The sequence below is a fragment of the Pontibacter sp. HSC-36F09 genome (assembly GCF_024171605.1).
In the GTDB taxonomy this organism is placed as follows: Bacteria; Bacteroidota; Bacteroidia; order Cytophagales; family Hymenobacteraceae; genus Pontibacter.
Genome location: NZ_JALKAA010000002.1, coordinates 1 through 19,844 on the forward strand (window position 1 = coordinate 1; position 19,844 = coordinate 19,844).

The 19,844-nt window shown below is 51.5% G+C and carries 14 protein-coding genes and 1 rRNA gene; 6 read left to right on the forward strand and 9 right to left on the reverse strand.

Annotated features, from left to right (window positions below; all coding sequences use genetic code 11):
- Positions 1–90, forward strand: a 5S ribosomal RNA gene (gene rrf / locus L1278_RS06100); the annotation flags it as partial.
- A 599-nt stretch (positions 91–689) separates the two neighbouring features.
- Here the strand turns inward: rrf and L1278_RS06105 are convergent.
- From L1278_RS06105 to L1278_RS06125, 5 genes are all read right to left on the reverse strand, one after another.
- Entirely contained in the window at positions 690–1,970 is a 1,281-nt protein-coding gene (locus L1278_RS06105; RefSeq protein ID WP_253401970.1) for a pitrilysin family protein, read from the reverse strand.
- 14 nt (positions 1,971–1,984) lie between these two features.
- The gene (gene porV / locus L1278_RS06110; protein ID WP_253401972.1) at positions 1,985–3,109 is read right to left on the reverse strand and encodes a type IX secretion system outer membrane channel protein PorV; all 1,125 of its coding nucleotides are present in this window, start codon (positions 3,107–3,109) and stop codon (positions 1,985–1,987) included.
- 49 nt (positions 3,110–3,158) lie between these two features.
- The gene (gene porU, locus L1278_RS06115) at positions 3,159–6,722 is read right to left on the reverse strand and encodes a type IX secretion system sortase PorU (RefSeq protein ID WP_253401974.1); all 3,564 of its coding nucleotides are present in this window, start codon (positions 6,720–6,722) and stop codon (positions 3,159–3,161) included.
- 188 nt (positions 6,723–6,910) lie between these two features.
- The gene (pssA, locus tag L1278_RS06120; protein ID WP_253401976.1) at positions 6,911–7,633 is read right to left on the reverse strand and encodes a CDP-diacylglycerol--serine O-phosphatidyltransferase; all 723 of its coding nucleotides are present in this window, start codon (positions 7,631–7,633) and stop codon (positions 6,911–6,913) included.
- 8 nt (positions 7,634–7,641) lie between these two features.
- Positions 7,642–8,280 carry an MBL fold metallo-hydrolase gene (locus L1278_RS06125; protein ID WP_253403323.1) on the reverse strand — a complete coding sequence of 213 codons (639 nt, stop codon included), beginning with the start codon at positions 8,278–8,280 and terminating at the stop codon, positions 7,642–7,644.
- A gap of 81 nt (positions 8,281–8,361) precedes the next feature.
- Here L1278_RS06125 and L1278_RS06130 point away from each other — a divergent pair, with 81 nt between their 5' ends.
- The 5 genes from L1278_RS06130 (at position 8,362) to L1278_RS06150 (ending at position 16,032) form a co-directional block, all read left to right on the forward strand.
- Positions 8,362–9,453 carry an FAD-binding oxidoreductase gene (locus tag L1278_RS06130; protein ID WP_253401978.1) on the forward strand — a complete coding sequence of 364 codons (1,092 nt, stop codon included), beginning with the start codon at positions 8,362–8,364 and terminating at the stop codon, positions 9,451–9,453.
- Between the two features lie 4 nt (positions 9,454–9,457).
- On the forward strand, positions 9,458–12,661 hold the full coding sequence (locus L1278_RS06135) for a hypothetical protein (protein ID WP_253401980.1): 3,204 nt from the start codon (positions 9,458–9,460) through the stop codon (positions 12,659–12,661).
- An 8-nt stretch (positions 12,662–12,669) separates the two neighbouring features.
- Complete coding sequence (locus L1278_RS06140) at positions 12,670–13,821, forward strand: serine hydrolase (RefSeq protein WP_253401982.1); 1,152 nt, start codon at positions 12,670–12,672, stop codon at positions 13,819–13,821.
- A 157-nt stretch (positions 13,822–13,978) separates the two neighbouring features.
- A complete protein-coding gene (locus L1278_RS06145) occupies positions 13,979–14,860 on the forward strand; it encodes a YicC/YloC family endoribonuclease (RefSeq protein WP_253401984.1) in 882 nt (293 codons plus the stop codon).
- A gap of 368 nt (positions 14,861–15,228) precedes the next feature.
- Complete coding sequence (locus tag L1278_RS06150) at positions 15,229–16,032, forward strand: M57 family metalloprotease (RefSeq protein WP_253401986.1); 804 nt, start codon at positions 15,229–15,231, stop codon at positions 16,030–16,032.
- On the opposite strand, the gene L1278_RS06155 is transcribed toward L1278_RS06150, so the two are convergent.
- From L1278_RS06155 to gcvH, 4 genes are all read right to left on the reverse strand, one after another.
- Positions 16,012–16,224: a hypothetical protein gene (locus L1278_RS06155; RefSeq protein WP_253401988.1), complete on the reverse strand. Its 213-nt coding sequence runs from the start codon at positions 16,222–16,224 to the stop codon at positions 16,012–16,014. The two genes, L1278_RS06150 and L1278_RS06155, sit on opposite strands and share 21 nt — an antisense overlap.
- 19 nt (positions 16,225–16,243) lie before the next feature.
- Positions 16,244–18,886, reverse strand: a complete 2,643-nt coding sequence (locus L1278_RS06160) for a S8 family serine peptidase (protein ID WP_253401990.1) — start codon at positions 18,884–18,886, stop codon at positions 16,244–16,246.
- A 165-nt stretch (positions 18,887–19,051) separates the two neighbouring features.
- Positions 19,052–19,384 carry a VanZ family protein gene (locus L1278_RS06165; RefSeq protein WP_371927317.1) on the reverse strand — a complete coding sequence of 111 codons (333 nt, stop codon included), beginning with the start codon at positions 19,382–19,384 and terminating at the stop codon, positions 19,052–19,054.
- A 64-nt stretch (positions 19,385–19,448) separates the two neighbouring features.
- Positions 19,449–19,829: a glycine cleavage system protein GcvH gene (gcvH, locus tag L1278_RS06170; protein ID WP_253401992.1), complete on the reverse strand. Its 381-nt coding sequence runs from the start codon at positions 19,827–19,829 to the stop codon at positions 19,449–19,451.
- Positions 19,830–19,844 lie beyond the last annotated feature (15 nt).

A 19,844-nucleotide genomic window follows, 5' to 3' on the forward strand; every position in this document is an offset into this window, starting at 1 on the left:
AGCACCTCTTCCCATCCCGAACAGAGAAGTTAAGCCCGGCTGCGCCGATGGTACTGGGGTCACACCCGGGAGAGTAGGTGGCCGCCAACCCCAACAACAGACAGCCCCTGCCTCTGCAAAGAGGCAGGGGCTGTCGCCGTTTACACCAATACAGCACGAGGGGACAAGGAGCAAAGACCAGTAGGCGCTAGGGCAACAAAAGCAGCAGGCCGGCATAGTCAACCACGTAGCGATGGGAGCAGAAGGAAGACCCAGCCGTGGCGTGCGGCGTTATTTCCCATGGGTATATATCAATTTTCCTTTTCAGGTGTCTGTACAAGTTCTACTGTTCACACCGTGGAGAAGCTTCGGAATATGGATTTATAAGCCTTTGTACTTCTTATATAGCCGAAGTACTAGATCAGCGAAGGGTATCTCTCGCCCACCCAAACTCTTAATCTAAGAAGTCAATCCTAGTATGCTGTAATTATTATTATAAGTTGTAATGCTACTGTCACAGACTCATCTCTTACTTAAGGATATCCTCATGACCAAAACAAGAGCAGTATCTTCTATGCTGATGTGGATTCGAAATTAAAGCACGTTTATTATATAACGACTTCTGTCAATATACCTGAACAAAGAAGGCTGCCTAAAATGGGCAGCCTTCTTTGTTTGGATAGCATACATTGAAAATGATTAGGTCAGCATCAGTCTGGCCTTTTACCCGCAATGGCAGTCTTTAAGCTCTCCAGCCCTAGGTACTGCTTTGCGAGATCCCGTAGTTCTTCAGCCGTAACACCCCGAATGGTACTGATGTAATTGTTATAGTGTTCATAAGGTAGTTTATGTAACACAATGCGTTTATACCTGTCACCCTGTTCGAAGATAGTTGCTATGTCATTTAGAAATTTGCCCAGCATGTAACTCTTTACAGTTTGCAATTCTTCTTCCGGGACCAACTCTTCCTGTAACTGCTTTATCTCTTTCTGGATCTCTGCGATCGTTTTATCAGTCACTTGGTAGTTTACATCCGTACCGATGAAAAAAAGACTATCCTGCTCTTTCGGCGATATGGCCGAATAGATGCCATAGGTATAGCCTTTGTCCTCCCGGATATTGCGCATTAGCCTGGAACCAAAGTATCCGCCCAGTAGCTCATTTAACACGACCAGTTTATGGTAGTCCTCGTGTCCAATCAATGGGAACTGCCGGCCCAGCCGTATGGAGGATTGCAGGCTTTCTGGCATCAGCACAAAATCTTCTTGTCTGGCGATATTGCCACTCGGAACTGAAGGCTCACTTGGCGCTCCTGTTAATTGTAGCGTCGCAATTTCTTTTTCCAGAAATTTTTCCAATTCTTCGTCAATGGCGCCACAAGCAAAAACCTCCAGCTGGTCTGTGCTATACCTGCTCTTGTAGAAGTTTGCCAGTTCATCCTTTGCTATAGTATCCAGCGCATTCTCATCGAGACCGAATACATAAGGATGGGTTTCGCCATAAACAAGTTTTGTGAAGCTGTGTGTGGCCAGGTAATTATTCTTTTGGCGCTGTACCTTCAGGTTTTGCTTATTGCGTTTGCGTAGAAGCTCAAATTCCTCTGCCGGGAAAACCGGGTTCTGCAATACATCAAGCACCAAAGGTAATAGCTCTGGTACGTATTTGCTGAGGCAGTAGAGTGTAAACTCCGAGCGATCATAGCCATGGTTGTTCTCAAAGGAAGCCCCGTAGTATGCTACTTTTTCAGCGATTTGCTTAGCTGTGTAATTCTTGCTGCCTTCAAATAGCATCTTACCGGTCAGGTCAGCCAGGCCGGCACGGTCTTCATACCACTTGCCCGCCTTAAAAACAAAATCCAGCCTGATCACAGGCTGGGTTTCGCTTTTTATAAAATGCAGTCTGGCTCCGTTGCTTAAGTGACTTACTTCAGCTATTTGTAGCGTGACTGCTTCTATTTCATGTATTTCTGGTGCTTTTGTTCTATCAAGCATTCTGTAATTAGTTTTTAATCTAAGTTTAGCGACAAACTGAAACGGATGGTTTCAGCCAGGGGGTTACCCCTTTCGCTCGGAATCAGGTAGGCCGCGTCTATTCCAAATTTCTGGTAGCGCAATCCTACACCTGTTGAGATATACTTTCTGTTTCCTTTCTCCGGATTTTCATAAAAATAACCAAGGCGCGCAGCGAACAGGTTGTTGTACCAGTACTCTATACCTCCGGAGAAATTGATCTCCTGCATCTCTTCACTAAAGCCGCCCGGTGCATCACCGAAGGAGGTAAAGATACCACTGATAACTGTCTGTGAGCTGTCAGCACCTGGCGATGGTACCAGCAGTTTGTTAGCATCCAGCACCAGGGTAAGGGAGTTGTACTGATCAAGGTTATACGTAATCGCTGTACCTAATTTCAGGTTAGTAGGCAGAAAATCTTTCTGGTCACCATTGGTATAGGCAATCTTGCCACCGATGTTAGAGATGTTCGCACCCAAACCCAAGTTCAGCGTCTGGGTAATATCGCGGTTGTAGTACACACCCACGTCCACAGCAGCTGTGTTGCCTGGCTTCGATTCGAAAGGAGAGGCACCGCCACCTATGGTCACGTTACCGGCCAGGTTGGAGCGGATAAAGCGGGCGCCTATACCTAAGCTGAAATACTCGCTCAAGGCTTGTCCGTAGGCAACCGACAGGGCATACTCCTTAGGAGAAAACTCCGTGATGTCATTGCCATTGGCGTCGATGAATTGTATATCACCAAGGTCAAAGTATAGTAGCGAAGCGGAAATAGCTGACGTCTCAGAAAGCTTTTTGTATCCTGAGAGGTAGCTGAGCGACATATCGTCTACAATGTTGCGCAACCAGGGAGAATAAGAAAAACTTACGCTCATGTCATTCTGCACAAAGCCTAATTTGGCTGGGTTCCAGTGTGGTGCGTTCGCATCCGGGCTAAGGGCAACACCTGCATCACCCAAACCGGCAGACCGTGCATCAGGCGCTACTGTCAGGATCGGAACGGCAGTGGTTACAGTGCGTGAATCCTGTCCAATGGTAGATGTTTGTGCTGATGCAAAGTGCACTGAGAAGAATGCAGCCACAAATGCAGTGGCTTTTACAAGTAAATTTTTCTTATACATATAGAGGGTGTTGATGCAAAATCAAATATAGAAATATTATAGGATTTTACTAATTCAAGAGCACAAGTTTCTCAAAACTTGTAGCCGTTGCTCCATCATACTGAGAACGTACAATGATTCGGTAAACGTATACGCCGCGGGCTAATGTACTGTTAAATTCGTCTTTTCCGTTCCAGGTTATCTCAGACAAGTGCGACTTACTGGTATTGCTTGTGCCTTGCAGCGTCTTCACCAATTGTCCTGATACGGTAAATATCTGTATATGGATATCTAAGTTTTCGCCTGCTCTGTTATGGTCGAAATGAAACGTCGTGTTTGTTGAAAAGGGGTTCGGGTAATTCAGCAGCTGCGTGATGGTCAGCTTTTCGTTGTTGGACACGATAAACTCCAGCCGCTCTTCAGCTGAATTGTTGTGCGTGTCCCAAGCCTTGAGCGACAAAGTATGCCGACCTTCCGGTAGATCTTTAAACGGATAACGAATAGTGCCGGACTGGTAACTGTCGCGGTCTGAGGTATAGTAATCGTTCAGCACTATGGCGTGTTCAGTGCCTTTATCCAGTATAGTGAGCATCTCGTGGCCTGATCCTATACCTGCTGTGTTCAGCCCGCTTACGTCGAATAGCCTGGCCAGCAATAACGGATTCTGGCTTGTGGTACTACCAGATACAAATGACTCGTCATCCATGAACAGCTTGACCACAGGAGGCATGTTGTCCATGGCTATACCTGTGGCAGTGCCTCCTAGCACAATGGTTGTGTCGGCTCCCATGGCGTCGTGTGCCGCACTGCTGGCGTACAGGCTGATCTTGCCAGCCCCGTAGCGATGATCGATGTCTTTGGGAACAACAAAGCTTAGCTCAAAAGCGCCGGATTTTACGGAGGCTTGCCCATTATACACCATGTTCTCGCGCAGCTGGACAGGTATAGGTTGCTTGCCGCCGGGTATAGCCGGCTCGCCTGTGCGCTCTGGGGTATTGTCGCCGAGGGTACGGCGGGTAGCTGGTTTCTCGAAAATGGTGATGTGCAAAGTGCCTTCAAAATCTGTGGCAGTGCTTCCGTCTGCATTGGTTACCACACCCTTCATATTTACCCTGCCCAGCGCTCCGAGGGTATCGGAGGAAGCTTGTCGGCCATTAATTTGGGTGATGCGGGTTTGTAAATGCGGATAGGCCAGTTGCTGTGAGGGATCAGCCAGGAGCGTAAAATTCCGGTTATTCACACCTCTTGAGCCACCTGTCTCTGTCAGGCTACTGTTTTTGGTGAGTCGCACGACATCTCCCAGTCGGGGCATCCGACCGTTAATCGGGTGGAGGGCTGCTTTGAAGAAATTGCGGTTGAGCACCCGGTTATCGTTTGAGAAAGCGGGACGTGTAGTGGTTAGCAGGCCTATGGCCCCGGCCTGCGGATTCAACAGCGCGAGTTCAGCGCCAGAAGCACGTCTTGGGTCGTCGTAGCGGCCAAATTCGCAAGTAGCGGTCAGCAGAAAGGTCAACCGGTCTTTGTTACGCCAATTGTTTATCTGAGGTGCTGTCAGAATCTGTTCCCAGGCCCAACTGACTTCGTTGCCATGCCCGGTGTAGTTGACGATCAGTGATCCCTGCTCCACCGCTTTGTCAACTGCAGCGACGGCTGCAGGAGCCTGTTGCCTGTTGCCAACGGTTTGTTGCGGGTGTAGGTCCAGGTATACCTTGTTGGGGTTGTAGTTGATGTGCTCACGCTCCAGGTAGCTGCTCAGGAACTCGGCGTCGTTCAGGTGCTCGTTATAGTCACCGTCGTCGGCCACAAAAGTCACCTGGCTGCGCCACTTCCCGAAGTGCCCCGGGCTATCGTAAGCGATGATCTTGTCGACCATGGTAGCGGCTTCTGCTGGTGTCTTGACAGGCAACCGGCCTATGCCAATGTCGAGCAGGTGGTCGCCTGTGCTGTTCTCGGCCCATTCGCCTTCCTCCGCATCCAGAAAGCCGTAGTAGTCTTCAGAAGAATAGCTGCTGATGGGGTGCAGCGATTGCCGGGACTGGTACACGGACACAAAATTCGTGTTGCTAGGCAGTCGGTTTTTGTAATCATAAGACGCATCGCCAAAGAGCAATAGGTAGATCACATCGTCGCCCTGCTTGCTGCTGCGGTTGTAGACCATGCGCATGTAGTCACGTATGGCCGTCACATCCTGAGCGCCTGAAGAAAACTCGTTGTATACCTGCGTGGTGGTGACGACTGCTACCTGCAGGTGGCTGTGCTGCTGACGGTGCGCTGCCAGTCGGGCGGCCTCCTGCAGAAAACGGGGATGGGTCAGGATAACCAGGTCGAGGCGGCCGTCGAGGTTGTGGCTGTGCAGATCCTGGTTGGCTACCTTGCCAAAGGCTTTGGGTTTGAGGCCGGTGTTGTTCTTAAAAGCCACAAACTCCCGTAGCACTTCAGTTGGAGCACTAAAAAGCAGATCTGCGCCTGAGGTGGTGGTTTGCTGCACAATAGGTCGCAGCGGGTCCGTCACGTCCCATACCTGTGTGGTGGCAGCCGTGCCTGCTAAACGAAAAGTACTCACCGGATTGGCCATACTGGCGATAGACCGAAAGCTTGTCTGGTCGCCGTAGAGCCTGAGCTGACGTTCGTAGTTGACTGTCAGGTAATTCAGGAAACCAAGGGCTGTGGCGTTGCTGCCTGTGCTGAAGCTGATGCCTACCTTTAATTCTTTCGGTTGCCCAAGTTGCTGCTGGTTTAAGGTATAGGTGCTGATGCTGTTGATTCCTTCCGGATGATAAGGAAAAGTGCCACGCCCGCTAATCGTTTGTGTGCCCAGTGTTTGGTCATTGAGGCGCAAGGTATAGGAACTCTCCGCCGAGGAGTTGGCCATCAGGAAAGCCGTGAGTTGAACTTCTGAGCCCGGCACCAGGTCCGATACAGGCAGGCTAATTTCGCGGGAGGTCGTAAAAGCGCTGAAATCTTCGCCATACCATTCCCGGCCGGAGTACACCATGTTCTTCAGGTCACGCTCATGGTAGAGCCGCTCATTGTAGCTGTTGATAGTTTGGCCTGAACCGCTTGCCTGGCCGCTATCGCTTACCCGCAGGCCTTTGCCTGCCCCGACGCGAATAAAGTAATAAGCGGTATCCGAGTAGATGTTGTGGCTGTGCCGAAAAGCTGGGTTATCTCCCGTGTGCTGCCAGGTATGAGGCCCCTGCGCATAAAACAACGCATAATCTGCCTCGTCGAAGCGCCCGTCGGTTTCACCTGCCACCAAGATGGCATTTTCCGCGAGATCTTCAGGGCGAGGTACATTGTTTGGTTGCGGGAGCATGCCACCTCCGTTCCCGAACAGCTGTAGCGTGCGCGGATCAAGCTGTTGGGTATTGATGCCTAGCGACTGCAGTAGCGCCTTGTCGATGCGGTGTATACCTGACCCGGTTACACCGATCTTATACCAGTTGCCTGTGCTGAGCACCGACGAAGTGGCAAATTTGCTTTGAGTATTTTCTGTGCTCTGGGTAGAGTGAGATGCTTGCGCTGCACTTTGCCTTTGCTGTGTGGCTGTTATACCTCCCTGTGCCCTTGCATGAGGGGCTAGCAGGTTGCAGCCAATTAGCAGATAGGTATACAGCAGAGGAAAAATCCGCATGGCAGGCGCAGGTAAATGAAAGGATAACACGCTTTCTAAATTTACAGAAGATTATCCTTTCAGCTAAATAATTCGGCGATAATTGCAGTTACGGAGCGGGCGGGGATTTGGCTGTCAGTTGTTGCAAGGCGTATACCTTAGCCCTGCTATACCTGCTTTTGCTTTAAGTTAATCCTGCAGTATACCCTCTACTCCAGCGGAGAATTTGAAGGGACAGGCGTTTTTTTGAAGATCGACAAGACAACGTAAAGCACGATGATCAGCGGTATGGCGGCGAATTTTGCGAGCGCTAACAAAATAACGGAGATACCCAGGAAAATGAAGCGGATAGAGTTGTCTTTCCAGGTCAGGTTCTTGAATTTGAGCGCAAACAAGGGCAGTTCCGCCACCAGCAGGTATGAGAAAATGACCGTTACCGCCAGCAGAAAATAAGGGTTCAGGATGATGTTGTCGTACAGATTGCCGGAGGTGGCCAGTATAAGCGGCAGCGAACCGATGAACATGGAGCAGGCCGGCGTCGGCACACCGATAAAGGACTCAGCTTGGCGCGTATCAATGTTGAATTTGGCCAGGCGCAGTGCCGAGAAGATCGTGATCAGGAAACCAAAGAAAGGTAAAATATCAGCTGGTATACCTAGCACAGAAGCTTCGGCCTGCGATAACAGCCCAAACATAATAGCGCCCGGTGCGGCTCCAAACGAAACCATGTCTGCCAGCGAGTCGAGTTGCTTTCCAATCTCGGAGTAAGCATTCAGCACACGGGCTATCATACCGTCCATAAAATCGAAAATAGCTGCTATACCTATAAGGTAGGCGGCATATTCAAGCCGGAAGTTAAAGGCAAAATATAGCGCCAGGCAACCGCAAAACAAATTGATGCACGTGATGGCGTTAGGTATGTGTTTTTTCATCCGGAGGGCTAGCGCAGAAATGGGTTATACTTTTTTTCGTACGCAATGGTGGTTTCAGGTCCGTGACCCGGGTATACCACGGTGTCATCCGGCAGCGTAAATAATTTGGTTCTGATGCTGTTGATCAGAGTGTCGAAGTCGCCGCCAGGCAAGTCGGTGCGGCCAATGCTGCCCTTAAAGAGCACATCGCCTCCGATGCATACCTTGTCAGCCGCGCTGTAGAACACCACATGGCCGGGTGCGTGTCCGGGGGCAAATAGAATCTGAAGCTCGGAGTTGCCAAACGTAATGGTGTCGCCTTCCTTCAGGTAATTGGTAGAGGCTTCTATCCCGCTGTACATTTGAAAGCCATAATTCGGGGCGTATACCGGTACTGAGCGCAGCGTCTGCAGTTCATCTTCGTGTATCTCCAGCTCCACCTTGTAGGTATCAGCCACAAACCTGTTGCCCAGCACATGGTCGATGTGGCAATGGGTGTTGAGCAGGCGTACTACTTTCAGATCGTTTGCTTCGATGTAGCGCTTTAGTTCTTGCTGTTCGGTTAGCTCATAGCAACCAGGGTCTACCACCACGCACTCCTTGGTGTCGTCGTGCAGCAGGTATGTGTTTTCCTGGAAGGGGTTAAATGTAAGGCAGGTAACGTTCATGTTCTTCTCGTTCACAGGGCGCGGGCCCACAAATTCGGCTTCTAAGTTACGAACTTCAGGCGTAAGTCGTAAATTGCCTGTATGAATTATGACTTCGTAGTCGTGGGGCATGGCATTGCCGGCGCCACACTGGCCTATACCTTACGCAAACAGGGCCAGCAGGTGCTGGTGATCGACGAACCCAAAGCCAACTCCGCCTCCCGTGTAGCGGCCGGACTCGTAAACCCGGTGGCGGGCAAGCGTTTCGCCAAGTCCTGGCTCGTGGATACGCTGCTTCCTTATGCCGACAGCTTTTACGACGAACTGGAGGCTCGATTCGAACAGCAGCTTTTCATACATAAACCGATCTACAAAGTATTCTCTACCATAGAGGAGCAGAACAACTGGATGGCCAAAAGCGCCGAAGGCAACTGGAGCGAGTACATCGGCGCCACCTATACCCAAAGCACCGGACAGGATGCTTCTATACAGGACCCATTCGGCGGCATCATGATCAGGAAAGGCGGTTACCTGCGCATTGCCGATACACTGGACCTGTTGCTGCAAGCCTTGGAACAGGATAATGCGCTGCTACCGGAGCGTTTTGAGATAGAACAATTGCAACTGACGGAGCAAGGTATAGCTTACAAAAACATAACAGCAAGGCATCTGGTTTTCTGTGAAGGCTGGCAGGCTGTCAACAATCCGTACTTTAGCTGGTTGCCGCTGCAGCCTACCAAAGGCGAGGTGCTGAAAGTGCAAACACAGGATTTTAACCCGGAGTGCATCTATAATAAAGCCGTTTACGTTGTTCCGGTAGGAGAGGGCCGCTTTAAGATTGGGGCCACCTACAACTGGCGCCAACCCGACGAGCTTCCAACCTCCGAAGGCAAGGATGAGTTAAGCGAGCGCTTTGAGCAGATTACCACACAAACTTACCAGGTGAGCAAGCACTGGGCCGGTATAAGGCCTGCCGTGCGCGACCGCCGTCCGCTTGTTGGGCGGCATCCGGAGTATACACAACTGAGCGTGTTCAACGGGATGGGGTCTAAAGGCGTGCTGATGGCGCCATACCTGGCTGATGTGTTTGCCAAAGCATTGATTGGAGGGGGAGAAATACTGCCGGACGTACACATTTCGAGATATTATTCGTTATATTACGACTACATAAAACACCATAACCCTGAACTCTAAGCGCATGCGTTTTCCTATAAGGTTATTGTTACTGTTCCTGTGCTGCGCTGCGGTAGGCGAAGTGGCTATGGCCCAGCCTAATGTGCAGACTTTTGGCAGGAGCCGAATTCAGTATAAGAACTTCGATTGGAAGCTTTACAGCACCCAGAACTTTAACATATACTTCTACGAAGGCGGTGACCAGTCAGCCCGTAACGCAGCCGAGCATGCCGAGCGCGAACTCAAGCGCATCACCAGTTTTATTGGCTATTATCCTTACTCCAAGATCACGCTCATCGTCTACAACTCGATGACGGACCTGAAGCAAAGCAACATCGGTATGCAGCGCGATCAGTTCCAGACCGGTGGCGAAACGCTCTTCCTCAAAAACAAGCTGGAACTGGCCTACGACGGTACCCAAACCGACTTCAAGCGTGACCTGAGCTATCAGCTTACCGAGCTTCTGTTGAACGATATGATGTATGGCGGCAGCCTGAAAGAAGCTCTGCAGAGCAGCTACCTGCTGCGCCTGCCCGATTGGTTTATCAGCGGCGTGGCAGCCTATACCGCCGAGGGCTGGAGCCTGCGCATGGACAATTATGTGCGCGATATGCTGATGGTGAACAGCAAGGCCCGCATGGAAGACGTGCTGGCCCGTGACCAGCAACTGGGCGGTCAGGCCATCTGGAACTATATTGCGGAGCGCTACGGCTATACCTCCATCCAGAACATCCTGAACCTGACCCGCATCACCCGCGATACGGAGGTGGGCATCACGAGTAGCCTCAACATTCCCTACAAGCGTTTTCTGCAGGATTGCCACAACTACTACATGCAGATCAACACCCGCGGCGAGAATCCGCTGGTAAGTCTGCCTGCCGAGAACAAAGTTTTCAAGAAGAACAAAAAAGACATCCATTATACCCAGCCTGTGCTGAACCCGGCCGGTACGCTGATGGCCTATGCCGAGAACGAAAACGGGAGCTACCAGATCATCGTGAAAGAAGTAGGCAGCAACCGCAGCCGCGTGGTATGGAAGAGCGGCTATAGAACTGTAGACCAGCGCATCGACTACAAACTGCCGGTTCTGGCATGGCGTACCAATACCCAGCTTGGTTTTGTGGAGGCAAGACGTGGCCAGATGGTGCTGCGGCAAATCAACTCGACACGTCGCCGTTCCCGCTTTCCAATTTTTGACGACATCCGCACGACGGCTGTTACCCTCAGCCAGTTCTCGCAGGTACGCGATATCAGTTATTCTGAAGACGGCAATACCCTGCTGATAAGCGCCGTGCGCGATGGGCAGACGGACCTATACCTGCTCTCCAGCGGAGGTCGTATGCAACAGCAACTCACCAATGATATTTACGACGACATTCAACCGGTTTTCCTGAAAGGAGGCAGTAACAACATCGCTTTCAGTTCCAACCGCTTTGTCGACACGACAGGCCAAACGGCTACCGGCACTTTCTCGGGTGTGGTGAACAACTACGACATCTTCCTGATGCCACGTGACGGTGGCAGTGCCCGCCAGATCACTTTTTCGATTGCTAGCGAGTTACGCCCGCGTGCCACAGCAGACGGCAACCTGGTATACCTGAGCGAAGAGACCGGGGTGCGCAGTCTGTACCAGTACAACATCGCCACAGGCTCCCGCCGTCCCTTAACCAACTTCCTGCAGGACATCGAAAGCTACGACCTTGGGGGCGATGCAAATGCCCTGGTGCTGACGGCCACTGACGATGCCCGCAGCTTTGTGTACGCTTTCCCGACATTCAGCCCAACCACCCAGGAGGCACTGCCAAAAACATCCCGCCAGATTATACTGGAAACCCGTGCCCGGACCTCTGCCTCCACCGCCGCCACCACTCGTAAGATCGTGGAAGGGGCCACACCAAGGAAAGCTCAGCGACAGGGAGAGGTGGACATTGAGAATTATAAGTTTGAGAGTGACGCCAAAGAACAGGAGCAAGCCGAAACACAGGCCAAAACCCAAGCCGCAGCGCCACAGCGTGCCCGCACAACCGATGGCGGTGTGCCCATTGCTGGCCCTGTCGACTATGACTTGCGCTTCAGTGTGCAGGAGGTGATCACGTCGGTATACGCTGATCCGCAATTGGGCTTCGGTATAGTGGGTGGTGTCAACATGAGCGATCTGTTCGAGAATCACCATATCCGGGGGAACGCCTTTGTGCGCACCGACCTGGAAACCAGCCGCATGTTCGCTGAGTACATGAACCTGAAAAACCGCTTCGATATCGGATTGCAGTACCGACGCGATGTGATCGTGGGCCAGGCACCGGAGTTTCCGGGCTCTGTGGTGCGCTTCGGTAAACACGAGTTCTCCCCAACACTGGTATACCCGCTTAGCTACAGTACCAGCATCCGCATGCAGCCCCGGTTCGTGAACACACGCTTCACCTATATCAATAGCTTCGTTACACCAGACAGGGTTGATTACTTCGGTGGCGGCAGTGTGGAATTGGTGTACGACAACTCCGTGGTGCGCGGCGTCAACATGCTGGAAGGCACCCGCATGAAAGCAGGCATCATGAGCCTGAAAAACTTTGAGCACAGCTCGGAGAACTTCAGCAAGTTTTACTTGGATGTACGCCGCTACCAGAAAATACACCGCCAGATCATATTGGCGGGCCGCATCAACTATGGCGCCTTCTTCGGCAACGCACCCAAAAACTTCCTGATCGGAGGTATGGACAACTGGCTTTTTGCATCGGAGGACGACGGTACAGCGACCCGTGAGGATGTGGTGGTAAGCACACCTGCCGACCTCTTTTACCTCGATTACACCACCCCGCTGCGCGGCTTCAATTTCAACGCACGTCGTGGGTCTAAGGTGCTGCTGGCCAATCTGGAGCTGCGTGTGCCTATTGTGCAGTACCTCTACGATGGGCCAATCCCGTCGGGCTTTTTCCGCAACCTGCAGTTTACAGCCTTCGGTGACGCCGGATCGGCCTACAACGGTACCAACCCCTTCACAGGTAACAACTCCATCAACACCCGCGTGATCGGCGGCCGCATTGACCAGACAAACACCAGTCCGTTCGAGATCACGGTGATCAACTACCGCAACCCATTCCTGTTGGGCTATGGTGTGGGAGCCCGCACCACTTTGTTCGGCGTTTATGGCAAGGTCGACATGGCCTGGAGTGAGGAAGATGATTCGCGGCGAGGGCCTAAATTTTACATCACCTTAGGATACGACTTCTAGGTAGGGGCATGAACCGGAAAACCAAACGATTTGGTATTGGCTTTATTCTGGTGCTCGGGCTGGCGGCCGCCTGGCTGCACATGGCTGACAAAAACTATGTGTACAAGGCGCTATACCATAACTTCGCTGATATTGACGACAACCTGATTTTTCATCAGCGTAAGATAGAGGCAGCCGAAACGCCACAGCCCTGGCCGCTTGCCACCAACTATAATCAGCTTTCCCCTCCAAAAGAGCTACAGCAGCTCCACGAACAATTGGAGTCTGTCGCCTTCGTGGTCGTGCAACGCGACTCGCTGCTGTATGAGCAGTACTGGGATGGCTATTCGGAAGAGTCGCTGAGCAATTCCTTCTCGGTGGCGAAGAGCATTGTGAGCATCCTGGTAGGTATAGCTCTGCAGGAAGGGGCGATCCAAAGTATAGACCAGCCGGTAGGGTACTTTTTGCCCGAGTTCAAAGAAGGAGCCAAGGCAAAAGTCACAATCCGGCACTTGCTCTGGATGAGCTCCGGCTTGAACTGGGATGAATCGTATGCTAACCCGCTTTCCGTTACCACAGAAGCCTACTATGGATCTGACCTGAAGAAAGTAGTCCGAAGGCTGGAAGCGGTGGAGGAGCCGGGGCGGAAGTTCTCTTATAAAAGCGGGGATACCCAGGTACTGGGATTCGTGCTGGAAGCAGCCACCGGGCAGAACCTGGCGGACTATGCCGAGGAAAAACTGTGGCGTCCGCTGGGAGCCGAGCAAAAAGCCGAGTGGAGCATCGACCACCCGCTTGGCAACGAGAAAGCCTACTGCTGCTTCTTCTCCAATGCCCGCGATTTCGCCCGTATCGGCCAGCTATACCTGCAAAATGGCGTCTGGCAGGGCGATACCCTGGTTTCGCCGGAGTACGTGCAAGCCTCCATTACCCCAAGCGGCCTGACCGATGCCAACACCGGAAAACCGACTACGCACTATGGCTACCAGTGGTGGCTGTTGCCGGATTACAAAGGTCAATTTGTATTTTACGCGCGCGGCATATTGGGCCAGTATATTATTGTCATACCTGAGAAAGAACTCGTGATCGTGCGGCTCGGCAAAAAGCGGGGTGAGCGCCAGGACAGCCATCCTTCGGAGGTCATGGCCATGATTGATGCTGTAAACCAGATGGTGCCCTAGCTAAAATGACTTGCTCTAAGCAAGGTCCTTCAACTAATATTTTCCCTACAGTAGTGGAGGCGCCATTACGTTGCCAGTTTTAAGCTTTTGGCTTTCCGGCTGCGTATAAGTGAGGAATTATACCTAATTTGCCGGAACATCATACTTAAAAGTGCTTATGTTGCAGTCCATGACAGGCTATGGCAGTGCCCGCCTCGATACTGACCAGTATTCCCTCCACGTCGAAATCAGATCGCTCAATTCTAAGAGTATGGACCTGACCGTGCGTCTGCCACGCTTCCTCTCGGAGCATGAGTACGAGATACGCACCATGCTAACAAAAGCGCTTGTGCGCGGCAAAGTGAGCATCTGTGTTGACTATACCAAAAACAAAGCGCAGCGAGCCAAGAGCAATATCAACAAAGACCTGCTGAAGGCTTATTACGAAGAGCTGAATACTGCCGCTGACATGGTGGGAGGCTCTAAAAACGATCTTTTCCGGTTGGCCCTGCACATGCCGGATGTGCTGCAGCAGGACCAGGGCGAAGATGAGGATGGCGAAGCTGATTGGGATACCGTACAGCCACTGGTAGAGCAGGCGATCGAGAGCATCAACGTATTTCGGGCGGACGAAGGGAAGGCCCTTACCACTGAGATCATGTCCTACATCGATCGCATCCGGATACTGCTGTCTGAGGTGGAGAAGCAGGACCCGGTGCGCATGGAGCATATCCGCAACCGCATCAAAAATCACATCATTGAAGTGTCAACCTCCGAGCATTACGATCAGAACCGTTATGAGCAGGAGATGATCTACTATATGGAGAAGCTCGACATTGCGGAGGAAAAGGTTCGCCTGATCAATCACTTGCACTACTTCACCGAAACGGTATACCTGCCAGAGCCAACGGGCAAGAAGCTGGGATTCATTTCGCAGGAAATTGGCCGAGAAATAAACACGATCGGCTCTAAAGCCAACGATTCGGCCATACAGCATCATGTGGTGGAAATGAAAGAGGAACTGGAGAAGATAAAAGAACAGGTCAACAACATTCTGTAGCAACACCAGCTACAGCGCTTACCTAAAGCAGCTACCCACAGGTAGCTGCTTTTTTTTGTGACCATACGTTGGAATGTAGCCTTTTGGGATCGATGTTTTAACACATATGGAAGAAGAGAAAAGTGCATGAATTTTTTTTAATTTTTTTAATTTTTTTTCAGCTGCGGGTGCTCGATGTTATTGCAACCCAGTTTCATAAGCATACTTAAATTCTTATATAAATTATATTTAATGTTTGTTATGTTCGAAACCTTTTTTCGAGCTCATAAACACTGTTAAAACGCTGGTTTTCAGTAATTTCTGGGTGTTGTTTAGTGGGTTTCTTTCTTATATATTTCGTCCATGTTTAACTATAAAAATATATTTTAATGAAAACAACACGTTTACTTTCGCTCCTGGCCCTCGCGGTCATGTTTGGTTTCTCCTCTTGCCAGAAAGAAGAAGCCGATGTAACAGCCAACGAGATTTCACCCCTTGCTATGGCTAAAATTTCAGAGATGGGTTTCAACACAGACAATGTGCAGCGCACTGAAGGTGGCTACATTGTGGAAGGTGACATCTTCTTCTCTGAGAGCGACCTGCAAACCTCTCCTGAAACCACTGCCCTGCGCGTGGGTGAGGAGGAGCAGTACCGCACCAACAACCTGGTAAGCGTGGGCACCAGCCGCACCATCAACGTGGCCATCACCACCAGCCTGCCTTCTTCCTATGTAACGGCGCTGGACGAGGCCATCCGCCGCTTCAACGCCGAGAACCTGCGTCTCAAGTTCCGCCGCGTGTCATCAGGGTACAACATCCTGGTTTCGAAGGCACCGACTGGCTCTTCTTACCTGGCCTCTGCCGGCTTCCCGTCTGGTGGTAACCCGTACAACTCTGTGAAGGTAAACTCAGCCTATCTTGGCACGAATCCGGGCACGAACTACCTGGCCACCATTCTGGCGCACGAAATCGGTCACACCATCGGCTTCCGCCATACCGACTACATGAACAGAGCCTACAGCTGCGGTGGTTCGTACTACAACGAGGGTGCCTCTAGTGTAGGTGCTGTGCACATCCCGGGCACGCCAACAGGTGCTGATCCTAACTCCTGGATGCTGGCCTGCATCGGCACGGGCGTGAACCGCTACTTTAACTCAAACGACAGAACAGCCTTAAGATACCTGTACCAGTAGTCGGGTTCTAAATGCTAACAGAAAGGCATAGTCCCTCGAGAGGGGCTGTGCCTTTTTTTGTGCTCCTGATTGAGCAGGTATAGGTATATCTGCTACGCCTGCTATAGTGGCAGATAGGTATAGGTATAGGTATAGGTATAGGTATAGGTATGCGGCTCGGGAAGAAGAGACAGGTGGTCCTATACTTGACATAGAATGGGTAGATGTGGCTTTACTGCACCAGCATTTTACTCGACAGGACCGTGCCTTTTTCAGTAGTCAACCGGAGGATATAAAGCCCGGGCTGGAGCCTTGTGGTCTGCAGTTCCTTGAGCATGCCTGTTTCCTGCGATTCCCGCACAAGCCGGCCTAGGTGGTCTATTACCTGCACTTGTACAGTCTCGCTTTCTACAGCTACAAATACAGTTTCGCCAGCCGCTACCGGGTTAGGGTATACCTGCACAAAATTTTGCGGGGTATGAATTACGATCTCTTCCTGGCTGTAGATCGTTTTACCATCCACAGTGGTCGCGCTCGCACGGTATACATTTCGACCAGGTGTGGGTTTTTCGTCCAGAAGTTTGTATTGCAAGTTGGTCGAAGGAATGCTGGTTTGCACTGCCTTAAAGTTACCTTTCTCCAGGCGCTCAAGTCGGATGTTTGCCAACAAGTACGTGGTGCTGAGGCCCAGAGAAAATTGGGCTTTGTCAGGGGTAACCAACTGGTGCGCCTGGAAGCTGCTTATGTAGCAGGGGGATGATTCAGAAGCTGTAGCGATGCTTCGACTGTAGGCTGCCTGGGTGCCCTGAATGAAAGGAGCCACTGCCAGGTAACTGCCTTGCAGCATGCTTCTATTGATAATGGCAAGTGTATCAGATGTCTTCAAAAGTGGCTCCAAGTGAGTCGCACCTAGCTGGAATAATTGGTACTCCTGCGCATTGGGCTGTCTGGACCAGTGCACCATCACCTGCTCCCCGCAGTTGAAACCGATTCGCAGATCCAAAGGTCGGGCCAGGATAAAGTCTTCTGTTTGCAAAGCTATACCTTCACGAAGCAGGCGCAGTTGCGCCCGAGCCGCCGTATCAGGCGTTTGCCAAGTATAGCTGCCCTGACTCATGTCTATACCTTCAGCGATGGAATACCAGGTATCGGATCCGTGCAGGCGGTACTGCAGGTCGGCAGCTCCAGCAACTGTGGCAGGTTGCCAAGCAAGCCGGTTGGGCTGGCCAGCTATGAGTGTAGAGGCAGCGACAGGGTATAGCCACTCTGTGCCCTGCTCCAGTTCATACACCAGACTAAAATCTTGTACCCCCTGCGGTACATGGAAACCGGATATCTGCAAGGTATAGGTGCCGGCTGCCGGCGCTTTAACTGTGATCTGTTCTACGTTGTTCAGGCGGTCCACGCTGCGGCGGGCGGGCTGTTGCAGGGAATCGGGGTGTGGGTATGTGCTCAGCACCCAAGGCTGCCAACTCTTATCGGAAGTTGTATGGTGTAATACCAAATCCAGGTCGTTAACAAGCGCTTTTTCTGTGTTGGGTTCCGCTTCCGGGTCATGCCACACTAGCGTCGCCTTCAGACGCCGTACTCCTTTGGGCACAGTCAGTTGAAAAGTGCGCGTTTGGCCTACTGCCACCGCATCCAGTTTGAAACGCTGCGTTTGTATGCTTTGAAGTGCCCCGAGGGCATCGGCGTTGCCAAAGCCTGAGGCGAAATCAGGACCAGGGTTCCCCGCATCCTCTGCACTGTTGATCAAGGCGGCTTTTACCAGCGAAGCCGGCGGCAGACTGCCATGCTGTGCTTTGTAAAGCTGCTGTACCAGCAAGGCTATACCTGAAACCACTGCCGCTGACTCCGAAGTGCCTGCTGCGCCATGCGCTACCAATTCGGGCTTGATACGGCCGTCATAAGCGGGGCCTCTCGAGCTGCGTATACCTACCTGCCCATCCGGATCCAGTGCCCCAACGGTCAGTGTGTTCTTGGAAGTCTTGAATTGGCCTGTCAGGTTGGCTATACCTGGCAGGTTGGCATAAGTACCGCTTGTCTCGGCTTGGTCGCCACTGTTGCCAGACGAAAACACATGAAGCAGTTCCGGATGCTGGTAGCTTTGCTGGTCGTAGGCCTGTGCTTCCAGCCCGTAATAGTTCTCCACACCCACGCCATACGAGTGGTTCTGCACGCTTATACCCTGGCTCAAAAGGGTTTCGCTGTCGTCAGGGAACAGTTCTTCAAAGCTGGAATGAGCGATATGGGAATGCTGCGTCACACCTTTGCCGTTTGGGCCCGTATTGCCAGCGCCTGCTATCAGGGTGGCCATGGTGGTAGCGTGCGAACTGTGGTTTCCCGCCATGGACTGCGGATCCACAACGCGGCCCTGCAGGTCGATATCGGTTGGGTCAAAGGCAGCTTCTTTCACTGACACCGCCATACCTTGTCCGGCTATATCCCGAAAGGCCCCATGTGCCGCATAAATATTGTTCACCACGAAATCAGTGTCTTTCAGCTCCAGTTCCTCCACGGCACGGCGGTTAGGCTTGTCCACATAAAGCACTTCAGGCGAAGCGGCCAGTTGTAACAGTTGCGCTGGTTTAATGCCGGTTATCAGCAGGGTATTGCCTTGTGCGCCGGACTCTTTTACAGTGGCATGTAGTTGCTGCTGTTGCAGCCAAGTATAGAACGCTTTTTTGCTGGATACCTGTATTCGGTACGAGGCAGCAGGAGCGGCCTGATGGAGTTGCTGCAGGTGAGGTGCGAGCTTGTGGGCTATTTGCCTCGGAAGCAGGGCTTGTTGTGCCTGCAACTGGAGCGGGAGCAGCGCCAGCAGGTAAAGTACAGGTATGCAAAGTGTTTGTTTCAGTTGGTAGCGTGGTGGCATAGAGCGGACGTAAGTGTAAAGCTCAGTTTCTAACTTAATAGAATAGCACTAAAGCTACTCAATCGCTACCATATAGGCAATAGCTAATAAAGCCTGATCTGCTGAAAATCAAGCCTATACCTGTGTTTGAACAAGAAGATTTATTGGAGAGATAGCCTGCTTGCGCTACAATTGGTAGATCCACTTAAAGAGCAGGATGCCAATTATACAGCCGATCGTGTTGCTTAGCACATCTACAATATCGCCCTGGCGGCCAGGTACAAAAAAGTGCTGCAACAGTTCGATCGCGATGCCAAACATAGAGCTCACGAAAAAAGCCGTGCGTATAGCAAAGAGTTGCACACGCATGTAGGTATACTGCTTTTTGAGGCCCACCACCATCAGGTACGTAAGCACGGCAAACATAAAAGCGTGGGCAAACGAATCAAAAGAGAAAATCTCCCAGATGGAGAGGGAGGGCATAGAAGAGGAGGGCAGCAGCGTCAAAACCATGATCACTGCTGCCCAAATGATGGTAAAGAAATTATACCGAAGGATCAAACCTGCTTCTATACTTGCAAAATTACTGACCTATTACTTCGCGGTAGCCTTCAGCCGTCAACAGGCCTTCGATTTCGCTTTTGTCGCCGATAGACATTTTGATGATCCAGCCGTCTCCGTAAGGATCAGAGTTTACCAGTTCTGGGCTGCCGTCCAACTTCTCGTTGAACTCCTGCACGGTGCCGCTCAGTGGGCTGAACAGGTCAGACACAGTCTTCACTGCCTCTACCGTACCAAACACATCGTTCTGGCTGATTTCTTTGTCCACCGTGTCGATGTCAACATACACGATGTCACCCAGCTCGCTCTGAGCGAAGTCGGTGATGCCAATGTAGGCTACGTCGCCTTCTACGCGAACCCACTCGTGGTCTTTGGTATACTTTAGGTTGTCAGGTAAATTCATATCTATTGCTTTGGG